An 11373-nucleotide genomic window follows, 5' to 3' on the forward strand; every position below is an offset into this window, starting at 1 on the left:
AACGAAAAAGTGAGGGATTCGTATGCAAGAAGTTTATCAACATTTCCGCAAGGAAGAGCAGCCATTCATTGACAGTGCCCAATCTTGGATTACGCAAGCGGAGGAAACCTATTCACCGTATTTGACGGATTTCTTGGATCCGAGACAACAATACATCCTTGAGATGATGGTCGGGAAAAAAGGTGAAATCCATGTCCAATTCTATGGGGGCTACGAAGCGGCTGAACGCAAGCGGGCAATCATTTGCCCTGAGTATTTCAGTCCGACGCAAAGCGATTTTGAAATGGAGCTTACTGAAGTAGTGTACCCATCGAAATTCGCCAGTCTGACCCATGGGAAAATACTGGGGACGCTGATCGGAACCGGCATGAAAAGGGAACTTTTCGGCGATATCCTGTCTGATGGCACACGCTGGCAGTTTCTGTTGGCGTCGAATATAGCAAGCTATGTGCATTCGCAGGTCACTAAGATAGGCAAGGTCAGTGTTCGCCTAGAGAGCCGGTCCTATACTGATTTGATCATACCTATTGATGATTGGACGATTGTGCATGACACTGTCAGCTCGCTGCGGTTGGACACAGTGATTGCTGCCATCTACAACATATCGAGACAACGCGCAAAAGAATTGGTGACCAGTGGAAAAGTGAAGTTGAACTGGGCCGCATTTGAACGTCCCGACTTCGAATTGGGCCTGTTGGACATCGTTTCCATCCGTGGTTATGGACGGATCCAGATTAAGGCTATAGAAGGAAAGTCCAAGAAAGACAAATGGCGCGTCGAATTCGGCGTATTGTACAAATAAGAATGACAAGAACGAAAGGTGTGTATAAGATGAGCTTGACTCCATTAGATATTCAACACAAGGAATTCCCTGTCAAAATAAAAGGGTACGATAAAGAACAAGTCAATGACTTTTTGGATAATGTCACAAAAGAATTTGAAGAAGTCATCAAGCAAAACAAAGACCTGCAAAAGCAACTGAAATTTGCCGAAGAAAAACTTCAGTATTTCAGCAACCTGCAGGATGCTTTGAATAAGTCGATCGTAGTGGCGCAGGATGCTGCCGACAGACTGAAAGAAAATGCGCGCAAAGAAGCTGAAATCATTTTATTCGAGGCCGAAAAGAGCGCGGACCGCTTATTGCATGAAGCTGCCGGTAAAGCAACAAAAATCAATGAAGAGACTGACGGTGTCCGCAAGGAAAGCCGCAACTTCAAACAGAAGCTGCAACTTTTGGTTGAATCCCAGTTGAACCTCATCATGAATGATGAATGGAATAACTTGTTGAACGCTTCGCCGGAAGGTCAAGTTTCGACTCCTACTTTGAATGAAGTGTTATCCAACCGCACACGCATCATCGACGAATTGGTCGCCAACTCTGAAGATGCGGCTGAATTCGAAATCGGCGGAAGATTGGCCGAAGAAGCCAGAGCTGAAGAGAAACTTGCGGAAGCTGCTGTGGAAGCTATTGAAATTCCGGAAGAAAACAAGTAAAATCTAGATATTGAAGAATGGAACACCCAAAAAAAAGAAACTTCCAGCGAATTGGCGAATGGTGAAAGGCCAATAAGTCCCTCTATTTTAAGGATCCTCCATGAGAATCTTTTTGAACAAACATAAGTAAAAAAGGTCGCCTGAACAGCGTTAACGGTTTGAATGAGGAAGCATGACAGCCTGTTCCGGCCGTTGTCGCTTTAAATTTGGGTGGTACCACGAAGACTTCGTCCCTTTTGGAGACGGGTCTTTTTTTGTAGAAAAAATTAATGATAAGGGAGCTTCCGACAATGAAAATGAAAGAAACGCTGCACCTAGGGAAAACGGCTTTTCCTATGAAAGCCAACCTGCCTGTCCGTGAATTGGAATGGCAAAAGGATTGGGAAGATAAAGATATTTATGCCAAACGACAAGAAAAAAATGCGGATAAACCGACATTTGTCCTACACGATGGCCCTCCATATGCCAACGGCGCTGTCCACATGGGCCATGCCTTGAACAAGATCAGCAAGGACATCATCGTCCGCTCGAAATCCATGTCCGGCTTCCGATCCCCTTTTGTCCCCGGTTGGGATACGCATGGTCTGCCGATTGAACAAGCCTTAACGAACACAGGCGTGAACCGCAAAGCGATGAGCTTGGCCGATTTCCGTAAATTGTGTGAAGATTATGCTTGGAATCAGATCGACGGACAAAGAACCGTCTTCAAACGGTTGGGCATCGCAGGCGACTGGGAAAATCCATACGTGACTTTGTTGCCGAAATATGAAGAAGCCGAAATCCGTGTGTTCGGAAAAATGGCTGAAAAAGGTTACATCTATAAAGGCCTGAAGCCGATCTATTGGTCGCCTTCAAGTGAATCTTCGCTGGCGGAAGCCGAAATCGAATATAAAGATGTGAAGTCTGCTTCCATCTACGTGGCTTTCCAGGTCAAAGACGGCAAAGGCTTGTTGGATAATGATACTGCACTCGTCATCTGGACGACTACGCCGTGGACTTTGCCGGCAAACTTAGGCATTTCCGCTAATGCTGATTTCGAATATGTGGTTGTTTCCGCTGACGGAAGAAAATTTGTTGTCGCAAAAGAATTGCTAGGCACAGTCAAGGAAGCCATCGGATGGAAATCTGTGGAAATCCTGCAAGAACTGAAAGGCTCGGAGTTGGAGTACATGACTGTCCAGCATCCGTTCTATGATCGCGAATCACTGATCATGGTAGGCGAGCACGTAACGCTTGAAGCAGGTACCGGTTTAGTCCATACCGCTCCTGGACACGGTGAAGATGACTACCTGGTCAGCAAAAAATATGGTCTGGAAGTATTATCACCGATCGACAACAAAGGTTGCTACACGGCTGAAGCGCCAGGTTTCGAAGGCGTGTTCTACGACAAAGCCAATAAAATGATCACCGAATTGTTGGCTGAAAAAGGCGCTTTGCTGAAATTGGATTTCTTCGTCCACAGCTATCCGCATGACTGGCGCACAAAGAAACCGGTCATCTATCGCGCAACACCGCAATGGTTCGCTTCCATCGATAAATTCCGTCAAGACATCCTGGACGAAATCGAAAATGTTGAGTGGCTGCATCCATCCGGAAAAGTCCGCTTGTTCAACATGATCCGCGACCGTGGCGATTGGGTCATTTCCCGTCAACGTGTGTGGGGCGTTCCGTTGCCGATCTTCTATGCGGAAAATGGAGAACCTGTCATCACACCGGAAACGATCGACCATGCTGCAAAATTGATCGGCGAATTCGGATCGAACGTCTGGTTCGAAAGAGAAGCGAAAGACCTACTGCCTGAAGGGTTCACGCATCCTGGTAGCCCGAACGGTACATTTACGAAGGAAATGGACATCATGGACGTATGGTTCGATTCAGGTTCTTCGCATGAAGCGGTTCTTCGTGCAAGGGAAGATTTGACTTTCCCTGCTGATATGTATTTGGAAGGCTCCGATCAATACCGCGGTTGGTTCAATTCAAGCATTACGACCAGTGTTGCGATCAACGGAGTAGCACCATACAAAACAGTCCTTTCCCAAGGTTTTGTTTTGGATGGAGAAGGCCGCAAAATGAGCAAATCATTGGGCAATACTGTCCTGCCGGAAAAAGTCGTCAAGAACATGGGCGCAGACATCGTCCGTCTATGGGTGTCCAGTGTCGACTACGAATCCGACGTCAGAATCAGCGATGACATCCTGAAACAAGTTTCCGAAACGTACCGCAAGATCCGCAATACCATGCGTTTCCTGATCGGGAATACGGAAGATTTCCAACCGAAAGAACATACAGTGGCATACGATGAGCTGCGCAGTGTCGATCAATACATGATGGCGCGCTTGGATCAAGTCGTCGAAACCTGTGTGACAGCCTATAAGGAGTACGAGTTCTCGACCATCTACCAAACGATCATGAACTTCTGTACAGTTGATTTGTCGGCATTCTATCTTGATTTTGCGAAAGATGTTGTCTATATCGAAAAAGAGGATAACCTAGAGAGACGCGCTATGCAGACCGTATTTTACGAAGTATTGGTTAAATTGGCTAAACTTTTGACGCCGATCATCCCGCACACAACAGAAGAAATCTGGAGTTACCTGAAGGAAGAGGAACAATACGCCCAACTGGCTGAATTGCCGGAAAGCAGCGTCCGTGAAGACCAAGCAGAGATTTTAGGCCAATGGGAAAAATTCTTGGACATCCGCGATGCGGCTTTGAAAGCATTGGAAGTTGCGCGTAATGAAAAGACGATCGGAAAATCTTTCGAAGCGCATCTGTCCTTGTTTGTTGATGAAGATACAAAAGCATTGTTCTCGTCCCTTGATGCAAACCTGGAACAATTATTCATCGTTTCCCAGCTTGACATCAAAGAATTGACGGCTGCTCCAGCTGAAGCGATGCAGTTCGATAATCTTGCGATCCTGGTGGAACACGCACATGGGGAAACTTGCGAAAGATGCCGTGCCATCAAAGAAGAGGTCGGATCAATCGAGGATGCAACATCCTTATGCGAACGCTGTGCAGATATTGTCAGATCTGAATATCCGGAAGCACTCGTGCAGGAAGAAGCATAACCCATCCCGCCTTGAATAAAATCGTTAAAATTATGTAAACAATAAGTTAAGAGCACGCAAGAGGACGGTTTCTGACGTCATTCTTGCGTGCTTCTGTTGATTTCAGGCTGAAAGGGCAGGTTTTATCAGTTGTTGATTAATTTTCCAAAGAAAGCGCATAACTTTCTCTTGAATTTGGATAAGATATTCGTTATAATTATATTAGTAACTTGTACTAATATGATATCAAATATTTGTATTAGCATTTTACAAATGAAATTTTTGGAGGTATTACACGATTATGGAACAAGGCAAAGTAAAATGGTTTAATGGCGAAAAAGGTTTTGGATTTATCGAAGTTGACGGAAAAGACGATGTATTCGTACATTTCTCAGCTATCCAAGGCGAAGGTTTCAAATCTTTAGAAGAAGGCCAAGAGGTTGAATTCGAAATCGTTGACGGCAACCGTGGTCCTCAAGCAGCTAACGTTGTAAAATTATAATCCTATTCTTTTTAACATTAGCGAATTCAAAGCGCCCAGAGTTTCTCTGCGGCGCTTTTTACATGCAAAAAAAAGCGTTGTTTCGGCAATCCTATTCAGGATCACAAAACAACGCTTTTATAAGAAAGCAGACAGATGTCTGCTTATGTTCGGTATGGAGAGGTTACTTTTTCATGCTTCTCATTGCAAAGGATACGATGAAAATCAGAATGACCGCTCCGACCAATGCAGGAACGATATAGAATCCTCCGATTTCAGGACCCCATGCTCCAAATAAAGTTGTTCCTAACCATGAACCGATGAAACCAGCAACGATATTTCCGATAATACCACCAGGAATATCTTTACCCATGAACGATCCTGCTAATGCGCCTAGGATACCACCAACAATTAAAGACCAAATTAAGCCCATTTCTTTTCCTCCTCTTTCTGATTACAAGTGCGGTAACAATATAGTTATTTCCAATTAACTATACTCTTATTATATATAAAATGAGTCACATTACAAATAATATGCCCTCGAGATGAGAGGTTTTCTGAAAACGACGGAAAAAAATCATCATTCTCATTCGCGAAAAGCGCGTTCTTTTGGAACGAACAATAATCGGATAAGTGGGCAAAATCAAAGGCTGCCCCGAAATGAGGCAGCCCTGTGCTATTAATGGAGTTGCTGTTCTTGTTGGTGGATATTCAATAGTTTAACTTTGAGATCGTTCTCCATCAGAGATAATTCCTTTTCGGCTTCTCTGCGTTTGATTCGGCCTTCTTGCTGAATCTTCAGTGTCTCTTCCAATGTTTCGATCAGATCCTGTTGCGTCTGTTTGAGCGTTTCGATATCGATCACACCCCGTTCATTTTCTTTAGCGGTTTCGATGGCTGATATTTTCAACATTTCCGAATTCTTGCGCATCAGATCATTCGTGGTCTGAGATACTTGCCTTTGCGCCGTTACTGCATCCTTCTGGCGCAGAAGGGTAAGGGCGATGGCCACTTGGTTTTTCCATAAGGGAATGGCGGTGTGGATCGAGGATTGGATTTTTTCAGCCAATGCCTGGTTCGTGTTTTGGATCAAGCGGATCTGAGGCGCCTGTTGGATCGTCATCTGTCTGGTCAAGCGCAAATCATGGGTGCGTTTTTCGAGACGGTCAAGGAACTGTTTCAGATCGTTGACGATCTGCACATCCATTTGGCTTTGGGAAACCTCAGCGGTCTGGATCGCTTTCGGGATCGCATTTTTCTGAAGGTCCTCCATCTTCACTTCACCGGCAGCGATGTAGATGTTCAAGGCCTCAAAATAATCCTTGTTTTTTTGGTAAAGCTGTTCCAGCGTGACGTTGTCGTTGAGCAGGCCATTCTTTTCTTTATCCAATTTGATCGCGATCTTATCGATTTGGGCGCCGATCTTCTGGTATTTTGCCGTCATTTCATAGGCGGATTGTTTTACCTTGCCGAAGATTTTGCGGAAGACATTGTTGTCTTCTGCCCGCAAGTCTTCCGGTTTGGCTTCGTTGAGGCGATACATCAGATCGTTCAGGGAATCGCCGATTTCGCCGGTGTCCTGGTTCTGAACATGGTCCAGCATCGAATGGGAGAATTCCCCCAATTGTTTTTGAGCCGCAGCGCCATAACTGATGATGGCTTGCATGTTGTTTTCATCGATTTGGCCGGCTAATGCCAATGCTTGTTTTTGTCTTTCTTCCGGCAACCGGTCGATCAGCCGATCCGGGTTGATCACCTCGTTGGCGACTGTGGTTTTATCAGCCACCACTGCCGGTTGAGCAAACGGATCCGAAAAAGGATTAGCCAGTAAATCGTCCAATTCTTGATTGACATCCTTGCTGTCAGTTTGTTTATTTTGTCCGGTAGCATCAAATTGGTCCATCAGTATTCCCCCTATAGCTCTTCGTCTAAAGCATTTTCGTTGCTCTTTCCTTCATTATCCCTTTTCAAAACTTGCTTTGCAAGTTCCAACTCGATATCCATATCCTCGATATCATTGGACATGAAGCGCACGTAGTCTTCAGCGATCAGACGACACATATCATCGATTGTTTTGGAGCAGTTATCCAAGGCTGTGTAGGTTTCTTTCGTCTTGGAAACGTGGCCATCGATTGCGATGTATTTTTCCGTCAGCTCTTTCAGGTTGGGGAGATTGGTGTATAGGAATTTATCGACTTCGTGCAGTCGGTTAGGCTGATTGACGATATTTTTGAAGAAATCCTTCAGTATGTCCACCGTATCGTTGCGTGCCGCGATAGCTTTTAATTTTGAGCGCTGCTGCAGATTCGATTCGATGTCTTGGATCGTATTTTTAGCTTGATCCATAGTGTTGCGAAAATAGGCAATCTGTTCCTTGGTCATCCCTTTTGAATGGTAGAAAGCTTCTTTTTCGGTGCTGACTTTTCCCAGTGCGCCTCTTTGTTTTTTTGACTTAGGTGACCATTGCATCCTTCCGCCGGATTGGACGTAGTATAAGAAGGCGCCCAAGCCGATGGTCAAGCCGATCGAAGTCCAGAAATCGAACTCGAAGATGAAAAAGAATACCACTAATGCAATCAGGCTGATGACGCTGGAAAACGTGTATTTCAATATATCTTTGATGTTGCTCCACATAAATTTTTCCTCCTTTGATAACATGCTGTTCACTTTGTCTGTGCTTATGCTATTATTCTAGCATAAAAGCATTAGGGACACCTATCGGCCGAAAGGATGATTTTCATCGCCAACTCCCGTTTGGGCCGATTCTGTCGCGGCTCTTGTAAATAGCCGAAAAGATAGGTTATGATAATACATGATCAGGATAGAAGATTGGGAGGAACATAAAATGGAATTTGAAGAAAAAACATTGAAAAGTGAAAAAATATTCGACGGTGTCTTGCTGCATTTGGTTAGGGAAGAAGTGCTGCTGCCGAACGGGAAAACTTCAGTCAGAGAGATGATCAGGCATCCGGGCGCTGTAGCGATGATACCATTCACTTCGGACGGGAAAATGGTCATGGTCAGACAGTTTCGGAAACCTTTGGATCGGACAGTTGTCGAAATCCCGGCAGGCAAATTGGAGACATCCGATGCGGAACCTTTGCTGGCAGCAATCCGTGAGCTCGAGGAAGAGACGGATTACCGTGCGGAGCATTGGTCCGAATTGACGGTTTTTTATCCGACACCGGCTTATTTGGATGAAAAGATCACGATCTATTTGGCGGAAGGTTTGACGAAAGTCGAAAATTCTTTGCCGATGGATGAGGATGAATTCATCGAAATCTTGGAATTGACATACGACGAAGCGAAAGCCTTGCAGGAATCTGGAGAAATCTGCGATTCGAAAACAATCTATGCCATGCTATATTGGGAGATGCGTCTTTTGCGGGAAAGAATAGAGGGATAGTATGTCAGAACCAAAGAAACCGCTGATCACCCGGGAACGTTATCGGCAGTACAAAAGGGACCAAACAACAAAACCGGTGACAGATGAAAAGAAAGTCGCTCCGCAGGCAAAAGACGCAGAGCGTTCTGCGCCGGCAAAGGAAAAAAACAACAAGCAGTCTTCTGCTTCTAAAACTGAGAAAAGCAGTATTCCGACCGAAAAGAAAAGGTCGGAAAACGGCAGCAAAGCCAAAACAGCCAAGCCAAAGGCGAAGCTGTTCCGGAAAGCCGACAAATCCGCAACTTCAACAAAGGTGGAGCGTCTGACGGACAAAGAAAGAGGCAGAAAACTGGACAACTATCTGAACAAAGCCATCCTGATCGTCATCTTGTTGATCATTTTGGTTTTTGCGATAGCCTTCGTCCTATGACCTAACAATGCAGCTACAAGGAAGGAAACACTCATGATCGGAATTATTGGAGCAATGGAAGAAGAAAACCGTATTTTATTGGATAATATGACAGACAAAACAGAAGAAACACATTTCCACCTCGTTTTTACAAGAGGGAAAATCGAAAATCAGGATGTAGTATTGGTGCAGTCAGGCATCGGTAAAGTCAATTCGGCCATAGCCACCGCCTTCATCATCGATCGTTACCGTCCTGATTTCGTCATCAATACCGGTTCGGCTGGGGGATTAAACCCAGCCTTGCGTGTGGGGGACGTCGTCGTAGCGGATAAGGTTGCATACCATGATGTGGACGCCACCGCATTCGGTTATTCGGTGGGACAAGTGCCGCAGATGCCGCATTATTATACAGCTGATGAAAAAATCGTTGAAAAAATTACGCGGGCAGCTGAAAAAGTCGGTTTGCATGCTGTCCAAGGTACGATTGTTTCAAGCGATTCTTTCATCGCTTCCGAAAGCGGCACAAGCCGCATCAAGGAACATTTCCCTGATGCCTTTGCGACCGAAATGGAGGGCGCATCAATTGCCCAAGCTTGTTACGTATTGGGCACACCATTCGCAATCATCCGTGCCATTTCGGACGGAGCAAGCGATGGCGCGGCGCTGACGTTCGACGAGTTCATCGTCGAAGCCGGAAAGAAATCCGCGGAAATGGTCATCGAATTACTGAAAATTAACGAAGAGTAAAAGCCTTCCGTGAAAGAAGTCAAGTCGCTTACGGAATGGGCATTACGGCATTTTGTCGGTTCTCTAGGAGCCGAAATCATCAAGTAGGCAGGCATTGGACCACTCAACCGAAAATGGCGGAGTGGTTCTTTGTTGTCTGCAACACTTCAGGGCACTATTGCTTTCCAAAAGAGAGGGTTTACTGTTGTAAGGATTTTTCAAAATATTGTACAATAAGGATGAAATGTCAGGCTAAGGAGGGGTTTTGAATGCGCCAAGAACTTGTAATTGGACAAGGCGACAAACCGGCAATCATCCATCTGGATAAGCTGAATCGGCACGGCTTGATCGCCGGGGCGACAGGAACTGGGAAAACGGTGACTTTGAAAGTGATAGCGGAACAATTGAGCAAAGCCGGTATCCCGGTATTTCTTGCGGACGTCAAAGGAGATCTGGCGAGCATTGCGGAGCCGGGTGAGTTGAGCGAAAAAATAATGGAGCGGGTAACGAAACTGCAGCTGGAGGATTTTGAGCCGCGTGCTTATCCAGTGGAGCTCCTGGACATTTTTGGATCGAACGGCGTGCCGGTGCGGACGACCATTTCCGATATGGGTCCGATCCTGTTGTCGCGGCTGTTGGGACTCAATGAAACCCAGGAAGGGATCATGAACATCGCATTCAAAGTGGCCGATGAGAAACAACTCCTGCTCATCGACATCAAAGATTTGCGGGCGATGTTGAATTTCGTCGGAGACAACGCCACAGAATTGCGTCGCGAATACGGGAATATTTCCAAACAATCGATCGGTGCGATCTTAAGAGGCTTATTGGTGATTGAGGAACAGGGCGGTGACCTCTTCTTCGGGGAGCCGATGTTCGATATCGAGGATTTATTAAAAACAGATGGAGAAGGGCGCGGTTATGTGAACATTCTGATGGCGAGCCGCCTGTTCATGTCACCAAAACTCTATTCGACATTCCTGTTGTGGTTCCTTTCGGAGCTGTATGAGCAATTGCCGGAAGTCGGTGACCTTGAAAAACCAAAGATTGTCTTCTTTTTTGATGAAGCGCATGTCCTTTTTCAGGACGTTCCGGATGTGTTAGAGGAAAAAATCGAACTCATTGTCCGGCTGATCCGTTCCAAAGGAGTCGGTGTTTATTTTGTGACGCAAAATCCCACCGACTTGCCGAATGCTATTTTGAGCCAATTGGGCAACAAAATTCAACATGCTTTGCGAGCCTTTACCCCTAAGGAGCAGAAGACCGTCAAAGCGGTTGCCGAAACGTTCAGGCAGCTGGATGGGGAAGAATTGGACAAGAAATTGACGGAATTGAAGGTCGGTGAAGCGTTGGTCTCCTTTCTCGATCCGGAAGGAATTCCCGGCTTTGTTCAGCAAGTCATGATTTATCCTCCAGAGAGCAAAATGGGCATCCTGGATCCACTCGTCAAAGAAGAAAAAATCAACCGTTCCTTGCTGTACTACAAATACAGCGAGGCAATCGACAGGGAATCCTCCTACGAACAACTGCAGCGACTATCGGAAATCAAAGCGATTGAGTTGGAGGAAAATGAAGAACTTGCCGCAAGGGACAGGGAAAAAGCCGAACAGTTGAAGCAACTGGAAAAAGAGAGGCAAAAAGAACAAACCCAGCAAAAAAGGTCGAGCAGTTCCCGCGATTCGACAATGGACAGATTCACGAAAAATTTGATGTCGCAAGTAGGCAGGGAAGTCGGGCGCGTCATCTCGCGTGGCATCTTGGGCATCCTGAAAAAATAGGCTCTCTGTCAAATAGTGTTGATGAGACATTTATTCTGTAGAAACAAAGG

The 11373-nt window shown here is 45.6% G+C and carries 11 protein-coding genes; 8 read left to right on the plus strand and 3 right to left on the minus strand.

Features of this window, described 5'->3' with window-relative positions; all coding sequences use genetic code 11:
• Window positions 1–22 precede the first annotated feature (22 nt).
• The 4 genes from C7R73_RS11845 to cspD all read left to right on the plus strand — a co-directional run bounded on the left by C7R73_RS11845 (window position 23) and on the right by cspD (window position 5046).
• The gene (locus tag C7R73_RS11845) at window positions 23–802 is read left to right on the plus strand and encodes a YlmH family RNA-binding protein (RefSeq protein WP_106450705.1); all 780 of its coding nucleotides are present in this window, start codon (window positions 23–25) and stop codon (window positions 800–802) included.
• Between the two features lie 29 nt (window positions 803–831).
• The gene (locus tag C7R73_RS11850; RefSeq protein ID WP_106450706.1) at window positions 832–1494 is read left to right on the plus strand and encodes a DivIVA domain-containing protein; all 663 of its coding nucleotides are present in this window, start codon (window positions 832–834) and stop codon (window positions 1492–1494) included.
• A gap of 290 nt (window positions 1495–1784) precedes the next feature.
• Window positions 1785–4565, plus strand: coding sequence for an isoleucine--tRNA ligase (ileS, locus tag C7R73_RS11855; RefSeq protein ID WP_106450707.1), 2781 nt, complete (start codon window positions 1785–1787; stop codon window positions 4563–4565).
• Between the two features lie 280 nt (window positions 4566–4845).
• Complete coding sequence (cspD, locus tag C7R73_RS11860; protein WP_086628324.1) at window positions 4846–5046, plus strand: cold-shock protein CspD; 201 nt, start codon at window positions 4846–4848, stop codon at window positions 5044–5046.
• A 163-nt stretch (window positions 5047–5209) separates the two neighbouring features.
• Here cspD and C7R73_RS11865 read toward each other — a convergent pair whose 3' ends face one another.
• The 3 genes from C7R73_RS11865 to C7R73_RS11875 all read right to left on the minus strand — a co-directional run bounded on the left by C7R73_RS11865 (window position 5210) and on the right by C7R73_RS11875 (window position 7659).
• Window positions 5210–5458: a GlsB/YeaQ/YmgE family stress response membrane protein gene (locus tag C7R73_RS11865; RefSeq protein ID WP_086985414.1), complete on the minus strand. Its 249-nt coding sequence runs from the start codon at window positions 5456–5458 to the stop codon at window positions 5210–5212.
• Between the two features lie 246 nt (window positions 5459–5704).
• On the minus strand, window positions 5705–6928 hold the full coding sequence (locus C7R73_RS11870) for a toxic anion resistance protein (protein ID WP_106450708.1): 1224 nt from the start codon (window positions 6926–6928) through the stop codon (window positions 5705–5707).
• Window positions 6929–6939: 11 nt separating this feature from the next.
• Window positions 6940–7659 (minus strand): 5-bromo-4-chloroindolyl phosphate hydrolysis family protein, encoded by a 720-nt coding sequence (locus C7R73_RS11875; protein WP_106450709.1) that lies wholly within the window; start codon window positions 7657–7659, stop codon window positions 6940–6942.
• Between the two features lie 211 nt (window positions 7660–7870).
• Here C7R73_RS11875 and C7R73_RS11880 point away from each other — a divergent pair, with 211 nt between their 5' ends.
• From C7R73_RS11880 to C7R73_RS11895, 4 genes are all read left to right on the plus strand, one after another.
• Window positions 7871–8431: an NUDIX domain-containing protein gene (locus tag C7R73_RS11880; protein ID WP_086628320.1), complete on the plus strand. Its 561-nt coding sequence runs from the start codon at window positions 7871–7873 to the stop codon at window positions 8429–8431.
• Window position 8432: 1 nt separating this feature from the next.
• Window positions 8433–8840: a hypothetical protein gene (locus C7R73_RS11885; RefSeq protein WP_106450710.1), complete on the plus strand. Its 408-nt coding sequence runs from the start codon at window positions 8433–8435 to the stop codon at window positions 8838–8840.
• 33 nt (window positions 8841–8873) lie between these two features.
• Window positions 8874–9566, plus strand: a complete 693-nt coding sequence (locus C7R73_RS11890) for a 5'-methylthioadenosine/adenosylhomocysteine nucleosidase (protein ID WP_106450711.1) — start codon at window positions 8874–8876, stop codon at window positions 9564–9566.
• Between the two features lie 248 nt (window positions 9567–9814).
• Window positions 9815–11323, plus strand: coding sequence for a helicase HerA-like domain-containing protein (locus C7R73_RS11895; RefSeq protein WP_106450712.1), 1509 nt, complete (start codon window positions 9815–9817; stop codon window positions 11321–11323).
• Window positions 11324–11373: the final 50 nt, after the last annotated feature.

This window comes from Trichococcus alkaliphilus (assembly GCF_003008695.1).
GTDB classification, from domain to species: Bacteria; Bacillota; Bacilli; order Lactobacillales; family Aerococcaceae; genus Trichococcus; species Trichococcus alkaliphilus.